At 60.4% G+C, this 22,707-nt stretch carries 12 protein-coding genes; 9 read left to right on the top strand and 3 right to left on the bottom strand.

Going from position 1 to position 22,707, the window contains the following annotated elements:
• Window positions 1-10: 10 nt before the first annotated feature.
• Window positions 11-10,699 carry a retention module-containing protein gene (locus tag BN1139_RS11355; protein WP_005352459.1) on the bottom strand — a complete coding sequence of 3,563 codons (10,689 nt, stop codon included), beginning with the start codon at window positions 10,697-10,699 and terminating at the stop codon, window positions 11-13.
• A gap of 726 nt (window positions 10,700-11,425) precedes the next feature.
• Between BN1139_RS11355 and nrfA the strand changes: the two genes are divergently transcribed.
• The 9 genes from nrfA (at window position 11,426) to BN1139_RS11310 (ending at window position 20,402) form a co-directional block, all read left to right on the top strand.
• Complete coding sequence (gene nrfA / locus BN1139_RS11350; RefSeq protein WP_005352462.1) at window positions 11,426-12,862, top strand: ammonia-forming nitrite reductase cytochrome c552 subunit; 1,437 nt, start codon at window positions 11,426-11,428, stop codon at window positions 12,860-12,862.
• A 51-nt stretch (window positions 12,863-12,913) separates the two neighbouring features.
• Window positions 12,914-13,513, top strand: a complete 600-nt coding sequence (gene nrfB / locus BN1139_RS11345) for a cytochrome c nitrite reductase pentaheme subunit (protein WP_005352464.1) — start codon at window positions 12,914-12,916, stop codon at window positions 13,511-13,513.
• A complete protein-coding gene (gene nrfC, locus BN1139_RS11340; protein ID WP_005352467.1) occupies window positions 13,510-14,190 on the top strand; it encodes a cytochrome c nitrite reductase Fe-S protein in 681 nt (226 codons plus the stop codon). The genes nrfB and nrfC overlap by 4 nt, the downstream gene beginning before the upstream one ends.
• 87 nt (window positions 14,191-14,277) lie before the next feature.
• The gene (gene nrfD, locus BN1139_RS11335; protein WP_005352469.1) at window positions 14,278-15,231 is read left to right on the top strand and encodes a cytochrome c nitrite reductase subunit NrfD; all 954 of its coding nucleotides are present in this window, start codon (window positions 14,278-14,280) and stop codon (window positions 15,229-15,231) included.
• Between the two features lie 174 nt (window positions 15,232-15,405).
• Window positions 15,406-17,373 (top strand): heme lyase NrfEFG subunit NrfE, encoded by a 1,968-nt coding sequence (gene nrfE, locus BN1139_RS11330; protein WP_005352472.1) that lies wholly within the window; start codon window positions 15,406-15,408, stop codon window positions 17,371-17,373.
• On the top strand, window positions 17,370-17,972 hold the full coding sequence (locus BN1139_RS11325) for a DsbE family thiol:disulfide interchange protein (protein WP_005352475.1): 603 nt from the start codon (window positions 17,370-17,372) through the stop codon (window positions 17,970-17,972). The genes nrfE and BN1139_RS11325 overlap by 4 nt, the downstream gene beginning before the upstream one ends.
• Window positions 17,969-19,174 carry a heme lyase NrfEFG subunit NrfF gene (gene nrfF, locus BN1139_RS11320; protein ID WP_005352477.1) on the top strand — a complete coding sequence of 402 codons (1,206 nt, stop codon included), beginning with the start codon at window positions 17,969-17,971 and terminating at the stop codon, window positions 19,172-19,174. Before BN1139_RS11325 ends, nrfF begins: the two co-directional genes overlap by 4 nt.
• 91 nt (window positions 19,175-19,265) lie before the next feature.
• Window positions 19,266-19,895, top strand: a complete 630-nt coding sequence (locus BN1139_RS11315) for a DUF2268 domain-containing putative Zn-dependent protease (protein ID WP_005352482.1) — start codon at window positions 19,266-19,268, stop codon at window positions 19,893-19,895.
• 54 nt (window positions 19,896-19,949) lie between these two features.
• Window positions 19,950-20,402 carry an NUDIX hydrolase gene (locus BN1139_RS11310; protein ID WP_005352485.1) on the top strand — a complete coding sequence of 151 codons (453 nt, stop codon included), beginning with the start codon at window positions 19,950-19,952 and terminating at the stop codon, window positions 20,400-20,402.
• Window positions 20,403-20,500: 98 nt separating this feature from the next.
• Here the strand turns inward: BN1139_RS11310 and phnX are convergent, their stop codons facing one another.
• Together phnX and BN1139_RS11300 are read right to left on the bottom strand one after the other, a co-directional pair.
• Entirely contained in the window at window positions 20,501-21,340 is an 840-nt protein-coding gene (gene phnX / locus BN1139_RS11305; RefSeq protein ID WP_005352489.1) for a phosphonoacetaldehyde hydrolase, read from the bottom strand.
• Window positions 21,333-22,707, bottom strand: a 1,375-nt coding sequence (locus BN1139_RS11300; RefSeq protein WP_041980464.1) for an aspartate aminotransferase family protein, incomplete at its 5' end; no start/stop codon positions are given. The genes BN1139_RS11300 and phnX, both read right to left, overlap by 8 nt.

Below are 22,707 nucleotides of genomic sequence, written 5' to 3'. Positions count from 1 at the left end.
ACGCACGCTATCAGGGGTGCTGGATGATCAGGCTATGTTGATCTTCCAGCATGCTCTGCAGGATATCGTGGGACGAGGTGCTGGTGAGATTCCAGCTGGTCAGGTCCACATCCTTCAGGGTGATCTGCTGAGTTATCTGGCTATCACCCGCGGGGGAAACCGAGAGATTCACATCGCTCAGGCCATTGCTCCCCGTGGTCACCGAGGCAGAGAGATGCTTGAGCAGATCATCGACACCATTGCCAGTGACCCCTTGCAGCATGTCAGCCAGATCGATCTTGTCCCCCAGTTCCGGATGGAAGTCGGTGATGGTATCGATGGCGGGCTGCCCCTGACTCCCCTCATCCCCGTGCTGCCAAACGAAGAGATCGCTGCCAGCCCCGCCGGTGAGAATGTCGTTGCCATGCCCCCCCAATAGACGGTCATCGCCAGAGGAGCCAAACAGCCAATCCCCCTGATCGGAACCGACCAGCTCATGACCACTCTGGCCGTGCACCGTGATGGTCTCAAGGGGCGTGCTGACGGTTGAGCCGCCGACACTCGACTCGGCACTGATCCCCAGCACATGGTCACCGTCGCCAAAACCGCTGAAGTAGAGCGGAACCGAGTGATCGGCCGGGATCAGCCAGTCGCCATTGCCATCGGCATGACCAACGATCTGACCATGCTCGTCCTGCACCTGCGCCCCATCCAGACCGCTGATGCGGATGGAGAGCTCACCGGTTGCCGGATTGACCACGCTGGCATTGATGCCAAGGGGGATAACTGCCCCCTGCAAGGCATGGAACGCATGCTGATCCACCGTCAGACCCAGCATATCCGGCTCGGGAGTGACCGTGATGGTCACCTGATCGGTGTCGCTCAGCGGGCCACCCGCACCAGTGTTGCCCTGATCGGAGGTAGTGACGGTAAGGGTATCCTCTCCCCAGAAATCTTTGACCGGTTCATAGTGCAGGTTGCTTGCCAGCAACTGGTTGAGATCAGCCAGCGACCCCACCAGAGTGATCTCGCGGGTACCCGCCCCCTGCACCATCACGGCACCAGTTGCACCCAGCAAGGTCAGCACACCATGCTCGACCCGCAGCACCATGGAGACAGGCGCACTGCCTGCATCCACATCCTTCTCGCTGACGCCGGAGAGCGACAGGGAGCCATCTTCCTTCACCGTCATGCTGCCAGGCAGCTGATTGACCGGGGCATCGTTGACCGGCTGCACCTCGATAGGCAGCACATCGGTATCGCTGAGTGCCCCGCCACTACCCGTGTTGCCCTGATCGTTGGTGACCATGGTCAGGGCGTCATTGCCGTAGAAATCACTGTTGCCCTGATAGGTGACCCCACCAGAGAGCAAGGCATTGAGATCGGCCAGCGTGCCGGTCAGCACCAGCGAACCAGTGCCGTTGCCGACTACCGTCACGCCGCTGCCAGCAGGCAGCGTCAGGGTGCCATGCTCCACCGAGAGGGTGATCTTGATGGGGCTGTTGCCTGCATCCACATCTTTCACCTGCAAACCGTGGATGACAAAAGGCTGATCTTCCTGCGCGACCTGAGGGGTCGTTGGCAATACGTTGATTGGCGCATCGTTGACCGGGCTCACCTCCACATGGATGGTGCCATTGACCTCGGGGCCAAGGGCGCCGTTGTCGAGGCTCTGGGCGGTGATCTTGAGATCCAGTGCACCGTTGGCATCATTGGTCACCAGCTCGACCGCGCCCAGCTTGCCGCCCTCGGTAGTGACCTGCCAGCGACCGCCACCCAGATCAACAACCGTCCCAGCCACGCCATTTGGCAAGCGGATCTCGGCACCATCAGGCACCCCTTCGATAGTGACCCGCACCTGCTCGGGCTTGTTCTCATGCACATTACCCGCACTGCCGCCGGTTGGCTGGTTATCCCGGGTCTCCAGCCCCAGATCCAGAGTAATCATATCCCCTTCGGTACCACTCGCCTGATCCTGAATATCGGCGATAAGGGCATCCCCTACCGGCGTCACAGTGACAGTAAAGCTGCCACTGGTTTCGAGCGGAATGGTGAGCCCCTTGTCCAGGGTAAAGGCACTCAGCGACAGCTCCACGGTGCCGCTGAAGTCAGCTGGCGGGATCAGGGTCAGCTTGGAAAAATCGGTCCCCACCGGGATCTGCCAGACGCCGCCACCATTGTTGACCGCCGGAGCCGACAGGGTGAAGCCATCCGGTACCCCCTTGATCTGCAGCGCGACGATCTGCTCCGAACCATCGTTATCGATTAGGGTTGCGCCAAATCCGGCAAGGTTGACCGTGCCATCCTCGCTCCCCGTGACGCTATGCACCGAGAGCTGGGCCGGATCGTTGACCGGTCTCACCTCAAAGCCGACCTGGCCGCTCCAGCTGCCGCTGTCGGTCACCTGCTGGCCGCCGACCAGCGCGGTATCGACGATATCGACCTTGATATCGAGCGGTACATGACCGCTGAAGTGCTCTTTGGGCACAAACACCAAATCCTTGAGGGCTACCACATCGTTGACCACCAGGGTGTTAACCGGCTTACCACTGCCATCGAGGAAGTAGCCATATTTCGCATCCACCGTGATGGTGACCCGCTCCACGGTTTCGAGGCCGCCGCCCGCGATGGAGGGGCTGACATCGGCCAGTTTCACCGAGAGATCGAGGTGGATCTCGCTATCTTCCAGATTGTCCGGCTGTCCGTCATGGTTGGTGTCCTGCACGGTCAGAGTCAGTTCCGGATGCTCGCCACGGCCACTATTCACATCGACTACGGGGGCCACATCGACCCGTACCGTGCTGCTGTCAACCTTGATATCGCCACTGGCGGTATCGGTATTCACCACCTTCACCTCGATATTGAGCGAGCCGGCAAAGTCCTGTGGCAAACCAAGGGTCAACCCTTCCAGGCCCGCCAGTGACGGTGGCACCTTGATGACGTACTCACCGGTCGAGATGTTGTACTCGGCCCCGCTGATGGTGACGCCTGCTGGCAACCCCTTGAGGACAATGGTCACCTCGTCGCTGGCCTGGTCGGCGGCGCCGATATGGATCACGCCTTTGAGCTGCTGACCAAAATCAACCCGGATATCCTCCTTGCCCACCAGCACGGCGTTGTCGTCGATATCGACAGTCGCCGCCGGTGTCTTGGGCGTCACTGGCTGGTTCTCAAATTCGGCGCTGGTTTCCAGGCTCACTTTGACATGGGAACTGGCATCGCCATCGTCGCCCCGGTCGATAACCATGGCATCGATGCGGATCGGTTCGACCTTGCCGACAAACCCGTCCGGCGCATGCAGCTTGAAGCTACCGAGATTGCCCGCCGGCACGATCCAGCTGCCGTTACCGTTGTTGATACCGCCAACCACCACGAACTGATCGCCTGCACCACCGTTCAACACCGGCAGGTTGATCACCAGATAGTCGATCTCCTCCACGCTCGAGGGATCGAGGTCGGTAAAGACGAAGCGTCCAGTCAGGTCTATATCAGCACCGCTCTGCCCCACGAGAGCTCCACCGCTCTGGGTCAGCGCGCCATCGGGCTCCACCACGGCCTGGATATCGACATGCAGATTGCCATCGATCACCTTCTCGGCCACCGCGCCCGAATCCACATCATGCTGGGTAACAGTGACGTGGCTCTGGATATTGGTATCCCGATCGCTATCCTCCGGCGCCTTCACCAGCAGTTGTCCCCCGTTGAGCAGGCTGTCGAGCTGGGCGGCAGTCAGGGTGACCTTGCCACTGACCACGGTCAGCTGGCTCTCGACACCGCCGACTCGCAGCCAGATCTGGTAGCCATCCTCCACCCCGGAGAGACTCAGCGCCGTGACTTTCTCGGCGCCGTCAGTAAGGGTCGGATGCCAGTCCAGCACGGTGAACTGATCTTCCAGGCCATGGCTGGTCTTGCTGTAGTCGGTGGCGTCAATCTCGGGTTCAACCTTGATATGCAGCGGCACATCGAAGCTCTTGTGATCGCCATCGTTCTCGGTCACCACCACCTTGGCGATCAGGTTCAAATCCGCCGTGCTGTTATGGGGCGGCTGAATAAGCAGGTTGCCAAAATCGGAGACATCGACCTGATAGGTCGGCTTGCCATGGGCGTCGAGTCCGGCAAAGGTGAGGGTCAGCTCCTTGCCGTTGGCATCAAAGACCCGGGCACCTTCCGGCAGCCCTTGCAGCACCACGTTGAGGCTCTCGGAAGTGTCGTGCGGGGTATCGACCCACTCGCCCGAGGTGAGGGTAAAGTTAAGCGGCGCCCGCCCATCCTCGCCCACTGTGGTGGCATAGCCTGTCCCTTCGGCCTCCCAGCCGGTATTGCCAAGCTCGAAATGGGGCTGATCCACCACCCCCACCAGATCCACATGAAGGGTCTGGGAGCCGGTCTCCTTCTCGTTCACCACGGTATGGGGCTGGCCGTTGGCATCGGTCAAGGTCGCCGTGTCTTTCACCACCCCCTTGATGATCAGGTCGAAATCGACGTTGCTGTTTTTCGGCGGTTGCAGCTTGAGTTCGCCAATCCGATCAAAAGGAACCTCATAGTAACCGGCTATGTTCTGTGCAACGGCGGAACCACCCAGCAACAAGGTTGCACCGTCAGGCAGGCCACTGATGCGGACAAACATCTGCTCGGAGCCATCGAGTTTGTCACCCAGATGAGCGAGGGCAATCTTGCTGCCCAGATCGAGCAGGGTGTCTTCCTTGCCCTGAATGTCACGCACGGTGAGCTTGGCGTCATCTGCCACCGGATTGACGTTGATCACCAGATCAATTTTGTCTCCCTGAGCCGTACCCTGACCCTGAGCGATCGGGTTCTTCTCGGTGCTGATCGGCGTCACCGACAGCTTGATGTCACCACTGAAATCCTTGCCCGGAACCACAGTTACCTTGTTGATGTTGCCTGCCGAAACGGTGTAGATGCCACTGCTATTTGGCTGGAGCTCGACACCGTTGAGCATCAGGGTTCCCCTGCCCGCTTCCAGCTTGATCTGATAGGTCAACGTCTCGGAGCTGTCGGTGTCAGTCAGGCTCGCCTTGACGTCCAGCTTGATACCCGTGCTGTCTTCATTGGTGTCATAGTGGCGAGTGGTGTTGGCTGTGTCCCACATCGGCTTGTCGGCAACACCGCGTACCGTCACAGCCAGATCCCCCGTTACGGCCGCAGGAGCCGCCCCTTCGGTGACACCGACCTGCAGTTGCACCTGGAAGTGCAGCGGCTGACCGCCATTGCTCCAGCTCGACCAGTTGCTTGAAGGCACAAAGGTCACCCCCTGAGTGGTGTAGTGAACATTATCACTGGTCACCATGGCCGCTGGCGGCACGATAAACCACTTGCCATCAGCCGTGGTGGTGAGGGCAACGCCGTTGTAATAGAAGGTGCCATGGGCATTGGCAGGCGCCTGGATAAGCAACTGATCCACATGCTCACCGCGATCGAAATCGCCAATATCGAGCTGCATGTTGATAGGGATACCCAGCCTCGGGTCTTGCGACCCCTGATCTTCGTTACCAATGGCTGCGCTAACGGTAAAGCGCACCGCTTCATCCTGCAGATTGAGGGTCAGTGTGCTGTTTGCACGATCGCCATCGCCATCGACCAGATGGGCTGTCACCACCTGACTGAGCTGACTTGCGTCGTGATTGAAACCGGCCGCAGGATTGAAGGAGTAGGACCCATCGGCAGAGATGGTCAGGGTTCCCATCACCTGCTTGCCATCGGGGCTCATCACATCTTGTATCAAAGAGCCATTGATGGCGTACGTCTGGCCATTGATGGTAATCGACTCGACGCGGGCACCATCCGCACCTTCATTGGCGGTAGGCAGCAGATCGCCGGTCACGGTACTGCTCCCCTCGCTCAGGGTATGAGCCAGCACAGTGCCGATAGGCATGTCATCTTGTACCGTCACGGTCACGCTGACATTGGGGCTACGATCGCCATCGTGATCGGTGACAAACAGCGGCACTTCGATGGTCAACTCATCCTTGCCCTGTGCACCGTGATCAAGCTGGCCTACCAGATGGACGCTGTAACTGCCGTTAACATCGAGGTGGACCCAGAAAACGGGCTTGCCCCCCTCGGCAGTAGCCAGATACCAGCCGGTGCTGTGTGCAGCCAGCGTAACCGCTTTGCCACCCGACGTGAGGTGATTGGCCTGATTGAATGCAGCCACATCCAGCTCAAGGGAGGCAACCCGATCCGAACCGGCAGTGATGGTCACCTTGCCACTATCGGTTTCTCCACTCTCTGCAGGTGTGGTCCCCGGATGCTGACCGTTGACTGCATCGAGATCAGACTCCTCGACCCGAACCGGTTCAATGGCGGATATGATCGGGTTGATGCCATCAGTCACCGTGATGGTAGCGGTTCCCTGATTTTTGCTGCCATCGCTGTCGATGACTTCGACCGGAAGGGTCAGTTCCAGCTTGTTATCTGCCCCGTGATCCAGGTTGGTATGCACTGTCACCTGATAACCGATCTCTGCGCTGGTGTGAGCGGCGATGGTGGCGGGGACAGTGGGAATGGAGACCGTCATCACTACCAGACCACCACTGGTCACCGCCTGGAAGGTGTGACCATCGGTGCCAACCGCTTTCCAGGTCAGGGTTTCGCCGTTATGGGTGATGGGCTTGCCGCTGGTATCCATGACCTGACCGGAGAGGGTCAGCCGCACATCGGTCACCGGATCCGAGTCGGCCTTGATGGTGATCTTTCCGCTCGTCTGCTGGTCATCAGTGGCAGAATTGGCGCCATCGAAGCGCCCTTCATTGAGGGTTACATCGGTCAGGGTCAGGGTCGGTTTCTCCCCTTCCCCAATCTGGATATTGAGGGTGCCGCTGGTGCTGTCGTTGTTGCCGCCCGCCTTGTCGTAGTCGTTGACGATCACCTTGATGGGCAGCTCGGTCACGGCGTTGGCGCCCTGATGAAGCCCCTGATAGAGGGTGACCTGATAGTCAAACCCGTTCTTGCCCGCCTGATCGAGGCTGCCAATCAGCTTGACCTCGAACACCTCGACCCGCAGGCCATCGACCATCACATAGCCCTTGAGCTGCTGGCTGCCCGGGATCAGCGGGTCACCATCAACCAGCTCGTACTGCACCGGTTTACCCAATGCGGTCAGCGCAGGTTGTTCGCTGGCATCGGCAAAGGCCACCTCGACCACCCGATCCGACCCGGCTTGCACATCGAAGTGACCGGTTTGACTCAGGCTGTTGCTGCCGGTGAGGTCCCCCTCATCCAGGGACACGCCTTTGCCCGGAATAAAGCTCGGTGCCTTACCATCCACGGTGGTGAGCGGCAGCGTGGTACCGATGCGATCGCCATCCTTATCGGCGAGGGTGACCGCCAGCGGCAGGTTGAGTGATTCACTCCCCTTGTGATCCAGCTCGCCGCTCAGGGTGACCTTGGCGGTGACGCTCCAGTTGCCATTGTTATCGACCAGGCTCAGCTCGGCGCGCAGCACCACCTGGCCACCGGCGGTTCCGACCAGCTGGCCGGTTGCGGGATCAACAGCGAAAGTGACCGGGTTACCGTGGCTGGTGAGTCCGGTCAGGGTGCTCTGAATAGCGGCGATATCAAAGCCGAGGGAGTTAGGGTCAAGGGCATCACTGCCGTCCGTGACCGAGAAACTCATGGTGCTGACGGCAGCCGTCTCCCCTTGCGCCATCTCGGTGATGGTGGTGCCGGTCACGGCGGAGATGGTCGGATTGGCACCATCCCCCACCTCAACCGTAATGGTGGAGAAGACCTTGTCACCATCGCTGTCGAGCAGGGTAAAGCCCGCCTTGAGCAGGCTGTCGGCACTGCCCTGATCCAGCGGTTGATGGAGGGTAAAGCTGTATTTGCCATCGTTACCGAGGGTCAGCTCAAACACCAGCTTGCCATCTGGGGTACGTCCCTCGATACGATGATCGGCCACCGCGATGGTCACGGCCTGCTTGCCCGAGGTGAACCCTTGCAGCCCCGGCTGATTGGCATCGAAAGTGATGCTGGCCAGCGGATCGCTGCCCGCCGTGATAGTCAGATCACCGTCAAGGGTCTGGCCTTGCTGCCAGTTGCTATCTTCGGTGAGCATGAGGGAGACAGGATTAACCTGCGGCAAGGCACCATCGGTAATGGTGATATTGAGGGTGCCGAGATTGCTCTTGTCGCCGTCAAAATCTGAGCCCTGTACCTTCAGGCCAAGGTTGAGGCTGTTGGTCGCTTCCGGCTCGTCAAACACCCCGGTCAGAGAGACACTGTATTTGCCATCCAGTCCGATGGTAACGGTGAGGATCGTCTTGCCCTGCCAATCCTTGACGATCAGCTGGTTGTCTTGAACCTCGTAACTAGTCGCCTTGCCCTGGCTGGTGAGCCCATCCAGCGCCGGCTGGCTGGCCTCAAAGTTGAGGGAGACCAGACGATCGCTGCCCACCGTCACCGGCAGTTGGCCATCGATGCTCTGGTTGCCCCCCTCTTGCAGGGCGACCCCCTTATCGATGCCCAATGCGGGATCACTGCCATCATTGACAGTCAGGGTCAGGTTGGCACTGGTGCTGTCGCCATCGATCTCGCTGGCGCTTACCTGCAAACCGAGGGAAAGCGTGTCGCTGCCCTGATGATCGAGCGGGCCGGTGAGGGTGACCACCACCCGCCCAGCCAGATCGCTGCCCTGCTGCTGCGCATTCAATTCGGCACGCAGCACCTCCACCCGTTGGCCACTGTCATCCAGGTAGTAACCCACCAGGGTGCGATCATCGGCAAATTCAAAGGTCAGCTGATGACCATCGCTGGCAAGACCCGAGCCGTTGAGGGTAGTCAGGGTGCTGCTCTGATTGCTGAACACCAACGAATCCACCAGCAGAGGATCGGCGGTGTGTTTGACTACAAAGCTGCTCTCGCCCACCACGGCGGCGCCGTTGGTAAAAGCATCTTCGGTCAGAGGAATGGCCGGGATCTCGAAGCTGGGCGGATTGCTGTCCACCAGATTGATCACCAGCGGCGCCTTCACCAGATCGCCGTCGCTGTCGCGATATTCGAGGTTGAACGGCAGGCGCAACGCGTCCTGACCGTGATCCAGGCTTTGACTCCAGACGATGCGGTAACTGCCATCACTGTTGAGTGTCAGGGTGAAGACCGTCGCCCCACCAGCACTGGCGGTCAGGGTCTGACCGTTGATGGTATAGCCAAGAGGCGCGCCATGACTGACGAGCCCCAGCCCTTCCAAGGCACTCTGATCAGCGGCGAACTGGACTTGCAGATTGCCATCCTGGCCGGCACCGGTATTTAGACTACCGGTCGCGGTGATCGGGCCTTCGGCCAATCCGGCTTCGGAGAGCGTCAGGGTTTCGCTTTGACCGATCAGCGGTGCCCCATCGCTGGCGCTGTTGCCCGCCAGATCGGTGACACTGGCACGCACTTCAAAGGATTGATTGATACCGGAGAGATCAAGACCTGATACCTGCCAGCGGCCATCGGCCCCCACCAGTGCCGAGGTGGTCAACAGCGGCTGGCCATTGCTGTCGACCAAAGTGATGATGACACTCTGACCCGCTTCCACATTGCTGGTGGAGCCGCTCAGGGTGGCGCTGCTGTTGCCAAACAGGGCAGTGGTATCGAGATCATCGATGTCGATAGATGCCTGAGTATCGACATTGATAACGAGGGTATCGCTGGCACGGTTGCCGGCAATATCCACGGAATTGACCTGAAACTGGTACTGGCCATCGGCCAGGGTCTGCGGCAGCTGATATTGCCAGTTACCGGCGGCATCCACCGTCAGGACGGTGAGCACGCTACCGCCAAGGCTCAGGGTTACGGTGGCACCGGGCTCCCCCTTCCCTTGCAGCAGCGGGGTATTGTCGCGGGTCAGATCATCGGTCTGGCTGGCGCCGGTGTCGCTCTCATCGGCGAGATCGAGGGTAATGGTGGTGATGGTATCGAGCAGAGTCTGTCCGGTATCGCTGGCGTTGTTGCCCGCCTGATCCTGGGTATTGGCCACAATCTGCAACGGGCCATCCACCAGCTTGCCGGTCACATCGCCAAAATTGGCTTCCCACACCAGGCCGGGCAGCACCACTGTCGTCACCGTCAGTGAATTGCCCGCCTGATCGATAAGGGTCACAGTGACTGGCTGGCCAACCTCCACATCATCCACCACACCACGAATGATGACGCCAGCCGCTTCATCGGCGTTGATAATGTTGTCGCTGGTTTGGGGCTCGGTGATGGTGATGGCGGCAAAGAAATCGCGCTCTTCGGAAAACAGCAGCTCATCGCCGACAGGTTGCACCGCATGGTCGGTATCAAAACCGGCCTCGGCCAGGGTGGCATCATTGGTACGATCGACCACCACAAAACCACCCGAACTGGAACCGGCTACACCACCGATATTACCGGCAGCGGCTGCGTTACCGGCGGCGGTCTCTTGAAACAATTCGGTCGGGTCAATACCCTGACGGATCGCCTCTTGCAATGAGGCCAGTTCCGGATCGGTCGGTTGCCCATCAGCAACAGGTGTGGCGGGCTCAGGTTTGGCGGCCATATCTTGCTCACCAGCAGGCTCACTGCCCGGCTCGGCTAGTTGAAAATGGCCCCCTTGGGCAGTTTGCAGGCGGTCCCCCGGCTGCAATGCCATCCCCACCTTTGCTCGTATGACAGATCCATCTGCACTGATGACAAACACGGAGCCCTCGAGTTGGGAGATCACCGTGGACTTTTCAATTTGCAACTCTGCCATACAACCTCCAGCAAAACCTTAACCACCAACATCAGTACCTACAGGGTACGTGTCTGTTCAATAATCATACCGCACCAGACTAAGTGGGTCTTTTCGCTATTTTCGACAATGATTGCCATAAAATGGCCATAACTTACAAGATTGTGCATCTAACAGGCCCTTTTTAATAAAATGAGATTTGTATGAACCTAATCCCATCACCTTTATTAATAGGCATACCAGACTGCATGTAACCATTTCTGTCGTTTGACGATAAATCCACTGTAGCTTCAATAAATGAATCATAATCCGAAGGTCAAAAGCTCACACCACAACACCGATAACTTGCATATTTAGTCAATTATTAGCATAAGTCATTGCCGGAATGTGTGAACAATACGGCAGCAATCCAGCTCAGCTGGCAAAATTGCCAGTACGTAACTGTATCGATCAAACGCCTGCCATCGAATGCTCGGCAATTAACAAGAAGTTGAGTTTCCATAAAATTTAATCCAGATCTCATTTCAGCGATCAATCCTGTGCACCAATTGATCTGGCACAACTCTCCCTCCGATAAATCATCATTAAATTTACCTATTTGTTAGGGTAACCCTCGAGCAATCACATATTGCGCGGTTTTATTCACCCGCAAGCGAATGTCTGCCCACCCCGCCCGACGGGGAGAAAATCCACACCAAGATGGAACGGGTCAGACGAGACCAAAACATTTATCTGGGAGTGATAAACGTGGGTTCACAACACAGGCATATCAAACTGGGCCTCGCCGCCCTGCTGCTGACTACCAGCCTTGGCGCCAGCGGCTGGGCACTGGCTGATGACGCAACCACCAAGGGCAAGATAGAGGCGCGCAGCGAGCTGTTCGCCAAGGATCACGCCGATCAGTTCACCAGCTGGCAAGCCACCAGCGAAAGCAAGGAACGCACCGACGCGCTGGCGGAAGATCCCAATATGGTGGTGCTGTGGGGCGGTTACCCCTTTTCCAAGGATTACAACAAGCCGCGCGGTCACTTCTATGCGCTGACCGATGTGCGCGAAACCCTGCGTACCGGCGCCCCGAAAACAGCCGAAGATGGCCCCCTGCCCATGGCCTGCTGGAGCTGCAAAGGCCCGGATGTGGCCCGCGTCATCGACGAGCAGGGTGAGGATGGCTACTTCAAGGGGATGTGGGCAAAAGGCGGGCCGGAAGTAGTCAACACCATCGGCTGCGCCGACTGCCACGATACCGCCTCGAAGGAGTTCAAGGAGGGCAAACCTGCCCTGCACCTCTCCCGTCCCTATGCCGATCGGGCCATGACCGCCATCGGCAAGCCGTTCAAGGAGCAGGGGCGCTTTGATCAGCAGTCCCAGGTGTGCGGCCAGTGCCACGTGGAGTATTACTTCAGCGGCCCCACCAAGGCGGTCAAATTCCCCTGGGACAAGGGCACCACGGTTGAGCAGATGGAGGCCTATTACGATGAAATCGGCTTTGCCGACTGGACCCATGCCCTCTCCAAAACCCCCATGCTCAAAGCCCAGCACCCCGAGTACGAAACCTGGCGCGCTGGCATTCACGGCCAGAACAACGTCGCCTGTGTCGACTGCCACATGCCCAAAGTGCAGAACGAGCAGGGCAAGGTCTACACCGATCACAAGGTGGGTAACCCCTTCGATCGCTTCGAGCAGACCTGCCGCAACTGCCACACCCAGAGCAAGGAGATGCTGCAAGGGATTGTCAAACAGCGCAAAGAGGCGGTGATCGAGACCAAGCTGAAGGTCGAGAAGCAGCTGGTACACGCCCACTTTGAAGCCAAGGCGGCCTGGGATGCCGGCGCCACCGAGGCAGAGATGAAGGATATTCTGCAGGACATCCGTCACGCCCAGTGGCGCTGGGACTACGCCATCGCCTCCCACGGGGTGCAGATGCACGCCCCCGAAGTGGCCCTCAAGGTACTTGGCAGCGCGCTGGATAAAGCCGCTGACGCCCGCACCAAGCTGGCGCGCCTGTTGGCCAGCAAGGGGATCAGCCACGAGATCGCCATCCCCGACATCTCCACCAAGGAGAAAGCGCAAGCTGCCCTTGGCATGGATATGAAGCAGTTCAACAGCGACAAGGCCCAGTTCCTCAAGACCACGGTCCCCGCCTGGGATGCCGAGGCCAAAGCGGCCGGACGGCTGGCACAGTAACGGCGCCTGCGGGCCCGGCCAGACCAGGCCCGCAGCGGATGGAGGCTTCCTATGGGTGATTTAACGATGGATTTTTTACGACTGATGCTGATGGCAGCCATGCTGCTCACCAGCCTGCAGGGTCAGGCGGCCGAGTCGGCAGCAGCCCCTGTTCCAGCTACACATGAGGTGGAATTTTTACGCAATCCCGACAAGGCCTGTACCGACTGTCACAAGGAGCAGAGCGAGGGGATGCACGGCAAGCATGGTCAGGCGACCAATCCCAACAACCTCAAGCCGGTGACCTGCACCAACTGCCACGGCCAGCCCTCCCCCCAGCACCGGGAAGGGGTCAAGGATGTGATGCGTTTTAGCCACAGCCTGAAGGATAAAGAGAGCATCAAGCTTTATCCCATCAGCGAGCAGAACGGGGTCTGCATGAGCTGCCACGAGCCCAAACCACTGCGCGAGGCGCTCTGGGCCCACGACGTGCACGCCACCAAGCTCACCTGCACCAGCTGTCACCAGTTGCATCCGGCCAAGGAGCTCATGGTGGGGATCCCGGAAAAATCCCGCATCAAGCTCTGCGTCGACTGCCACAGCAAGCAGCATGAGGCCAGCAAGGCCCGGCAGGAGCAGTCCAAACCGGCTACCGGCAAGGAGGCATCATGAGCTGCTCTCGCCGTGACTTTATGGCGGGCATGGGCGCGGGGGCCCTTATCATGATGACGGGGCCGACTCGCTCCCTTGCCACTCCCCTTGCCCACAGCCAGACCATCGACGGGATACGCTATGGCATGATCCACGATGAGACGGCCTGCATCGGTTGCACCGCCTGCATGGATGCCTGCCGGGAAGTGAACAAAGTACCGGAAGGGGTCTCGCGCCTCGAGATCATCCGTTCAGGCCCCATCGGTGAATTTCCCGACGCCGAGTACCGCTTCTTTCGCAAGTCCTGCCAGCACTGCGACAACGCCCCCTGTGTGCATGTCTGCCCCACCGGCGCCTCCCATATCCGCAAGAAGGATGGCATCGTCGATGTCAACGCGGATCTCTGCGTCGGTTGCATGTATTGCCTCGCCGCCTGCCCCTATCAGGTGCGCTTTATCAACCCGGTCACCCGAGTGGCGGACAAATGCGACTTTTGCCGCAAGACCAACCTGGCGGCGGGCAAGGAGCCGGCGTGCGTGGAATCCTGCCCCACCAAGGCGCTGGTGTTCGGTAATCTGGATGATCCGGACAGCCCCATCTCCCAACGGCTGGTGAAGGAGACCACCTATCGCTACAAGCAGGCGCTCGGCACCTCGCCCAAGATGTACCGCGTGCCCAAAGGGGAGATAACGTCATGACCATGCAAGCGGCATTTTATTTTCCCTCCCTTGTCTGGGGATTTGTCCGATCGCCATCTACCGCAGTAACAGAGGGAGGAATGGATCATGTTGCATGACGCATTTCACTTCCCTTCCCTTGTCTGGGACTGGCCCATAGCCATCTATCTGTTCCTGCTCGGCATCTCCGCCGGGGCCACCACCCTCTCGGTGCTGCTGCGCCGTAAGGGGGCAGGCAGCGAGAGCGGCATCATCAAGGCGACCGCCATTCTGGCGCCAGCGAGCGTGATATTGGGGCTGCTGATCCTTATCTTCCATCTGGCCCGCCCCTGGACCTTCTGGAAGCTGATGTTCCACTACCAGTTCGACTCCGTGATGTCGATGGGGGTCATGCTGTTCCAGCTCTATATGGCGGTGCTGTTCGCCTGGCTGGCGGTGGTATTTCGCACCGAGATCGAGAGGCTGCGCGGGCACCTGTTCAAGGAGAAGTTCGCCTTCGTGGATGGCCTGATTGGCTGGCTCGCCCGCATCGAGCGGCTGCTGGCGCCGCTGTTGCTGCTGCTCGCCGTGCTGCTGGGGGCCTACACCGGCTTTCTGCTCTCGGCGCTCAAGACCTATCCGCTCTTGAACAACCCGGTGTTGCCAGTGCTGTTTCTGGTCTCGGGCATCAGCTCCGGCATCGCCTCCACCATCTTGCTGGCGGTGACGCTCTTCAAGGAGAATCACCACAGCCAGGGGGTGGGCTTTGTGCATCGCTTCGAGCGGCCGGTGCTGGCAGTGGAGGTATTGCTGCTGGTCTGCTTCTTTACCGGCCTCTACTTCGGTGGCGGCCAGAAAGAGGTGGCGATGTGGGCCGCCATCGGCAGCGGCTTCTGGGCTCAGGTGTTCTGGCTCGGCGTTGTGGGCATCGGCATGCTGCTGCCCCAGCTGCTAGCCCTGCTGACCCCGGCGCCCCTGCGGGAGCGAAACGGCCATCTGGTGCTGGTCTGCAGCCTGACCCTGGTGGGGATCCTGCTGCTGCGCTACTTCGTGCTTTATGCCGGTCAAATGACGGTCGTATAACGGTATGATCACCAGCGCCAGCCGCCATTCGGGTGACTGGCGCTGGCTTGTTGCTGGCCCAATGAATTTCTGGTGATGCCACACCCGTTGCTTGGCAATGTTCTCCGCCAAAGGGAGACAACGCGGCGTGTGTGTCATGACATGAATGAGATCAAAGATTGAACCGGAGGTTATGTGCTGGCGGAGCTTGGCTATCTCTCACTGCTACTGGCGGCGGCACTCTCCTTGCTGCAGGGCACCCTGCCCTGGCTGGGATTGCGACTCGCCTCCCCAACTCTGCTGCGCTGCGCCACGCCGCTGGCGCTGATCAATGCCATCCTGCTGGGGGCTGCCCTGCTGCTGCTCGCCAGCTGCTTTGGCCAGGATGATTTCACCGTCAGCTATGTGGCTCAACACGCCAACAGCGCCCTGCCGCTGGGCTTCAAGCTGGCGGCGGTATGGGGCGGCCATGAAGGCTCCATGCTCTTTTTCGTCTTTGCATTGGGGCTGTGGGGCGCTCTGGTGGCCCTTTGCTCCAGGCGGGTCGATCCGCTGATTACAACTCGGGTATTGGCCATCATGGGGCTGATCGTCGGGCTCTTCGCCCTCTATACCCTGATCTTCTCCAGCCCGTTTGACCGCCAGTTCCCGGGGCCGCTGGAGGGGCGCGATCTCAACCCCATGCTGCAGGATATCGGCCTTATCATCCACCCGCCCCTGCTCTATCTCGGTTACGTCGGCTTTGCGGTCAACTTCGCCTTCGCCATGGCGGCGCTCCATTCGGGCAGACTGGATGGCGCCGTGGCCCACTGGAGCCGCCCCTGGGCGCTCGGCTCCTGGGTGTTTCTCACCGCCGGCATAGTGCTAGGTTCCTGGTGGGCCTACTACGAGCTCGGCTGGGGCGGCTGGTGGTTCTGGGATCCGGTAGAAAACGCCTCCCTCTTGCCCTGGCTGCTCGGCACTGCCCTGCTGCACGCCCTGATTGTCTGCGAGAAGCGCGGCGCTTACGGCCACGCCGTGCTGTTGCTCTCCATCTTTACCTTCGCCTTGAGCCTGCTCGGCACCTTTGTAGTGCGCTCCGGGGTGCTCACCTCGGTACACGCCTTTGCGGTGGACCCCAGCCGCGGCCTCACCCTCTTGTTACTGCTCGGCTTGCTATTGACCTGCGCCCTCACCCTGTTTGCCCTGCGGGCGGACATTCGCGCCCCCTATGCCCGCTTTGGCTTGCTGTCAAAGGAGGGGCTGCTCGGCGCCTCCATCCTGCTGCTCTGCGTGGCCTGCGCCAGCGTGCTGCTCGGCACCTTCTACCCCATGGTGTTCCAGTCGCTTCATCTGGGCTCGCTCTCGGTGGGCGCCCCCTATTTCAATTCCATCTTCGTGCCGCTGGCCCTCTGCATGATGGCGCTGATGACCCAGCTGCCGCGCCTGCGCTGGCAGCAGCTTGCGCCACATTGCCGACTAAACGCTCTGTTACCGCCGCTGTTTGGCCTGCTTGGCGGCGGGCTGCTTAGCCTTGCCTATCTGGAACAGGGATCGTTTTCCGGTAGCTGGATTGGCATCCTCGCCAATATGATGAGCCTCTGGCTGATGGCCAGTCTGTTACTCCCGCTCATGCAACCGACATTGCTGCGCGAGTTCACCCTCAATCGGTTTGGCAGCTTGCTGGCCCACCTCGGGGTGGCGGTGTGCGCCCTTGGCATCGCGCAGGTGAGTCACCAAAGTCAGGAAGGAGGCACAGTGCTAAGTGCCAACCAGCCCTACCAGCTCGGCGCGTTCGAGTTTCGTTATGAGGGGCGCGAGCCGGTGATCGGCCCCAACTATACCGCCGAGCGGATCACACTTAGCGTGCACAAGAACGGTAAAGAGGTGGCGCGGCTGACGCCGGAGCGGCGCCACTACAGCGTTCGCACCATGAACATGAACGAACCGGGCATTGCGTGGGGAATGTTCGGCGATCTCTACGTGGTGCTGGGTGAGAAGATGGGGCCAGATGCCTATGCCATGCGGCTGCACTACAAGCCGCTGGTGCGCTGGATCTGGCTCGGCGGCCTGTTGATGATGGCGGGCGGCACCCTGCGCCTGCTCGCCCGTCGCCCTTTGCTAGCCTCTCGTTCCGTTGCGGTTGGCACCTCCCATCACCAGCTCGAACAGGAGGCGTTATGAGATCCCGCCTGCGCCTCTTTGTTCCACTGCTGCTGACCCTGGGCCTCGGCGCCCTGCTCTGGCTCGGCCTTGGCAACAATCCCTACAGCCAGGATGAGGCGACGCTCGGGCGCACCCTGCCTGTGTGGCAGAGCGACAATCTGCTGGATGGGCGTCCGATCCAGACCCCCAGCCTCAAGGGGGAGCCCTTTGTGCTTAACGTCTGGGCCAGCTGGTGCGCCAACTGCCGCGCCGAGCATCCGTTGCTCAGCGAGCTCGCGGGCACAGTGCCCCTCTATGGTCTCAACTACCGGGACAAGGGGGATGCGGCCCGCGCCTGGCTTATCCAGGCGGGCAACCCCTATCGCGCTGTGCTGGCCGACCCTGACGGCAAACTGGCCCTTGAGCTCGGCGTCTACGGCACGCCTGAGACCTATCTGTTTGATGCCGATGGTGCCCTGCTAGCCCGCCATACCGGCGAGCTAACCAAAGGGATCTGGCAACGTCAGTTTGCTCCCCTGCTCGACCAGGCGCGAACGGATGCGCAGCTCAAGGCCGCCACAACGGCACCCGCAATTGCGCCGTCTATTGCAACATCAGCTCGGGAGACACAGCCATGATGTGCCGTTCTCTTGCCTGCGCCCTGCTGGCCCTCGGCATGCTGCTGAGTGCAACTGCATATTCCAGCGGGGTCGACACCTATCAGTTTCGCCACCCCGAGCTGCAAAATCGGGCGCAAGAGCTGGCCCGCGCCCTGCGCTGCCCCCAGTGCCAGAACCAGAATCTGGTGGAGTCCAACTCCCCCATCGCGCGGGATCTGCGACTCGAGGTATACCGCTGGGTAGACGAGGGGCAGTCTGATGAACAGGTGATCGCCCGCATGACGGAGCGCTTCGGTGATTTCGTCCGCTACGATCCCCCCTTCAAGAGCAGCACGGCGCTGCTGTGGGGCGGCCCCCTGCTGCTGTTGGGGCTGGCGCTGTTGATCCTGTTTCGCCGCCTGACGCGCACAAAGGCGCAACCCATCCCTGCCGTTAAGGCCATCGTTGAGGCCCCCCCTCAACCCGCCGCCGATCTGCGCAGCGAATTGAATTTGCTGATCATGCACGGGGAGCAGGCAGGCCTCTCCCCCGACCAGCCACTCTACAGGGAGCTAAGCGCCGCCCGCCTGGCCAACACCATCCCGGCGGCTGAGCTGGCCCTGCGCGCGCAACTGGCCAGCCAGCATAACAATCGCGGCCGCAATAACCGGCACGGGCAGGCCTTGTTGCTGCTTGGCCTCCTGGCCATCGCGGCCGTTGCCGCTGTGTATCTCAGCACCGGCCGCTATCAGGCATGGCAGGATTATGCATCCCGTCCCGACCCGCTGGCGGGATTGAGCCCGCGGGATCTGCAGGACAAGGAGCTGGGGAGTCTGCATCAGAAGCTTCAGCGCAGCCCCGCCGATCTCGACGCTTGGACGGCGCTCGGCCAGCTCTATCTCTATCGGGGCGAATATGACAACGCCCTGCTCGCCTACCAGCGTCTCGCTCTGCTGGAGGGGGGCGCCAGCGCGGCGACTCAAGCCGCCCAAGCCACCGTGCTCTACTATCAGGCGGGCCAGCAGCTAACTTCCGAGGCAACCCGCCTGCTGGAGAGCGCCCTCAAGCAGGACGCGGGGGAAGTGAGCGCCCTGATGCTGCTGGCCTCCGATCACTTCCTGCATGGCCGCTACAGCCAGGCCATTGCCCTGTGGCAGCAACTGCTCGATGGCGAACGCCCTCGCATCAACCGGGCTGCACTGATCGAGGCGATCCAGACGGCAAGCATAATGGGCGGGTAACCCCTTGATTGAAAGAGGGTAATCGTGGTGATATGGCGCCGCGACCACGCAAGTGGCTCAGCACTCTCTTTCAATAGACAAGGATGTCTGGATGCAACTCACCCTGTTAAACGACTCAGGCAAATTCGATGAGCTCGATGACACCATTACGCACGTTTTTGCCGAGACGGCGCACAAATTGAATTCCTTGTTCGATCTCTCCCAACTGGATGTCACCTTCAGCCCTTTTGCCGAGGGGGATGCTCCCGATTCGGGTATCGGTGGCTGGGCCATCAACATGTATCGGATAGAACTCCAGCTTGATCTGGAACGGCCTGATATCAAAGAGGTGATCATCACCGAATTGCCTGCCGTGCTGGCCCACGAAGTCCACCATATCGTGCAAAAGAAGAATAAGGTGGAAGCAGAAACACTGGCCGAAAACCTGATTTTTGAAGGACTGGCCTGCTACTTTGAGCAGAGGTTCAATGGTGGCACCCTCCCCTCGCTGTTCAAGGAGTCTCATCACCATGACTGGCAATCGCTCCTGGCAGAGATGACGCCCCATCTATCCAGCAAGCAGTTCAACTATTTAGACTTTTTCTACTGCCGTGATAACCGGCCATTTCCCAAATATGCCGGTTACTGGGTGGGGTTCAATCTGGTGACCAACTATCTGGCCAAAAATGGACTGAATGAAATAGAGGTCATGGGCCTACCCGCCGAGGCGTATTTCAATTAACACGCCTTCACACTGTTCGTGGCTATCACAGAGCCCAAACCCGGAGAGAAGATCATGATCCCCATTCGCTGCAAGGCCGTCTCTGGCGTTGCCCTTACCACTGTCGATGGCGAAACCAAATTGCTGGTGATGAAACGGGTCAAGGGGGACTTCTGGTGTCATGTGGCAGGCACAGTAGAGGCGGGTGAAACCGGCTGGCAGACCATTATTCGGGAGTTTGGCGAAGAGACGGGGATCAGGGTCACCGAACTCTACAACGGCCAGTATCTGGAGCAGTTTTACGAGGCGAGCTTGAATACGGTGGAGGTGGTACCGGTCTTTGTGGTCTATTGCCCGCCCAATCAGGCGGTGACCCTCAACGACGAGCACACCGAATATCGCTGGTGTTCCCTGGCCGAGGCCAAGGCGCTGGTGAGTTTCCCCGGCCAGAAGGCACTCTACGACCATATCTGGCACCACTTTGTCGACAACGCCCCCTCTCCCCTGATGCGGATCGATATCCGCTGACCGCGCGCGGCTTCCCCCTGTAAATGCAACACGCCCCCGGATGGGGGCGTGTTGTATCTCAAGCCAGCCAAGCGCTTTTGTTAGACCCCACCGATGGCCTACGGCCGCTCGCCAGCGGCCAGACGACGGTTGATATCGGCGATAACCGGGGCGATGTCGGCCAGGGTATCAATCACATAGTGTGCCCCCGCCGCCCGCAGTTTGGCCTCGGCCGGTGCGCGCCGGGCGGCGATCTCCGCCTCACTCATGGCGGCAAACTCGTCCCAGGTGGCACCAAATTCGTTGCCGGAAACAGACAGCCCCACCGTCCACATGCCAGCGTTAAGCCCTTCGCTGATGCCGGGTACGGCGTCATCCACCTTGATGCAGCGATGCACCGCGCTCACTCCGAGCTCAATTACGTTGGCCAGCGCCATCCAGGGGCCGGGGCGACCACCGGCTTTGAGATCGTCGGTGGCGACCCAGTGATCCGGGCGGTAGCCGTGATCGGCCGCAGCAGGTACCAGCGCCTCCATCACCGGACGGGGATAACCGGAGCAGGAGCCGATTTTCATCCCCTGCACCCGCAGAGCGTCCAACACCGGCAGCACACCGGGGATGGGGGTGGCAAAGCGGGTCACGGCGGCAATCTGCAGCGGCATAAAGGTGTGATAAATGTGGTCCACCTCGGCGTGGCTCATGGGGTGGCCAAAGCGAGCCTGCCAGCGCGCATCCACCGAGGGCAGACGGCCCAGCGCGGCGATATGATCCCACTTGCCAAGGCCCATGGGCTGGCGCGCTTCGTCCAGGGTCACTGGAAAGTCATAGGCGCGGGCGAAGGCCTCGACGAAGATGGAGGTGGGGGCGAAGGAGCCGAAATCGACGACGGTGCCGGCCCAGTCGAGGATCAGCGCCTCTACGTCGGTGATCGGATCTACAGCAATCTGCAAGTCAGTCATGGTGGTGTTCCTGTTTCAGTGAAAGTGCGATCTCGCCAAGGGCGCGATCGAGAATGGTGATGGCGCGCACCAGATCGGCGCGGGCGATATTGAGCGGTGGCGAGAGCTGGATAACGTTGCCCTGGGAGACCTTGAAGCTGAGCCCCAGCTCCAGACAGCGGTAGAGCAGCCGCTCGGCGGCCTGGCTGTTGCGGGTGCGACTCCGGTGATCGACCACCAGATCGAGTGCCCACAGGAGGCCGATACCGCGCACCTGCCCGATCAGCGGGTGACGTTCGGCCAACTTGCCGAGCTCGGCCGCCATAAAACGGCCATCCTCCTGCGCTTTTGCCAGCAACCCCTCTTCGCGGATGGTCGCGATGGTCGCGAGGGCCGCCGCGCAGCCGATAGGGCTCTTCTCGTGGGTGTAGTGACCGAGTGAGATGGCTGCGGCCTGATTGAAACGGTCGCGGGTAATGAGCGCGGCAAACGGTACCACCCCGCCCCCCAACCCCTTGCCCAGACAGATGATGTCGGGTTCGATGCCGAACTCTTCAAAGCTGAACCAGTGGCCGGTGCGGCCCAGGGCATTGGGGATCTCGTCGACGATCAGCAACACCTTGTGGCGATCGCAGATCTCCCGCACCCGCTGCCAGTAGGCCTTCGAGGGCACCTGCACATCGGTGTTGCGGATGGGCTCGGCGATAAAGGCGCCGATGCCTCCCTCCTTCTCGATGACGTACTCCAGATAATCGGCGTAGTGCAGGTCATCCCCCTCCCCGCGGTACCAGACACCGCGATAACGGGTGGGCGGCGGGATGCGCTCCACTCCGGCCATCAGCGGGCCCATACCAGCGCGAAAACAGGCTTCACCGCCGACCGAGATGGCATCGAGGGAGGCGCCGTGAAAGGCATCCCAGAGGGACACCACCTTGCTGTTGCCGGTGATGAAACGGGCGAGCTTCAGGGCAATCCCCACCACCTCGCTGCCGCCGGGGGCAAACAGCACCCGGTTGAGATCGCCCGGGGCCAACTCGGCCAGGGTGCGGGCGCAGTCGATGGCGACCTGATGGGTGTAGCGGCGGGGCGCGAACGGCAGATTGGCGAGTTGCTGCTGCACCGCGGCCACCACCTTGGGGTGACCGTGGCCCAGCTGATGGACGCTGTTGCCGTGAAAATCGAGATAGCGTTTGCCCGATACGCTGGTCAACCAGCTCCCCTGCGCCCCCTCAAGCAGATCGAGACAGGGGGTGGAGAGCGCCTGATGGAGGAAATAGCGGCTATCCTCCGCCAATCCGGCCCGTACATCTTCGCTCTGGCCCGCCCACCAACGCGCCCGCCCCTCACCGAGGTTGATATCCCCTTCGCTGTCGGCACGGCCGCGGCCG

The sequence above is a fragment of the Aeromonas veronii bv. veronii genome, assembly GCF_000820225.1.
Classification (GTDB): domain Bacteria; phylum Pseudomonadota; class Gammaproteobacteria; order Enterobacterales; family Aeromonadaceae; genus Aeromonas; species Aeromonas veronii.
This window is presented reverse-complemented; position numbering and strand designations above follow the sequence as displayed.

What these genes read in the sequence shown, in the direction of transcription:
- phnX (WP_005352489.1), bottom strand. Translation starts at nt 21,340, where the DNA reads ATGACTGACTTGCAGATTGCTGTAGATCCGATCACCGACGTAGAGGCG.
- BN1139_RS11325 (WP_005352475.1), top strand. Translation starts at nt 17,370, where the DNA reads ATGAGATCCCGCCTGCGCCTCTTTGTTCCACTGCTGCTGACCCTGGGC.
- nrfF (WP_005352477.1), top strand. Translation starts at nt 17,969, where the DNA reads ATGATGTGCCGTTCTCTTGCCTGCGCCCTGCTGGCCCTCGGCATGCTG.
- BN1139_RS11310 (WP_005352485.1), top strand. Translation starts at nt 19,950, where the DNA reads ATGATCCCCATTCGCTGCAAGGCCGTCTCTGGCGTTGCCCTTACCACT.
- BN1139_RS11315 (WP_005352482.1), top strand. Translation starts at nt 19,266, where the DNA reads ATGCAACTCACCCTGTTAAACGACTCAGGCAAATTCGATGAGCTCGAT.
- nrfB (WP_005352464.1), top strand. Translation starts at nt 12,914, where the DNA reads ATGGGTGATTTAACGATGGATTTTTTACGACTGATGCTGATGGCAGCC.
- BN1139_RS11355 (WP_005352459.1), bottom strand. Translation starts at nt 10,699, where the DNA reads ATGGCAGAGTTGCAAATTGAAAAGTCCACGGTGATCTCCCAACTCGAG.
- nrfD (WP_005352469.1), top strand. Translation starts at nt 14,278, where the DNA reads ATGTTGCATGACGCATTTCACTTCCCTTCCCTTGTCTGGGACTGGCCC.
- nrfC (WP_005352467.1), top strand. Translation starts at nt 13,510, where the DNA reads ATGAGCTGCTCTCGCCGTGACTTTATGGCGGGCATGGGCGCGGGGGCC.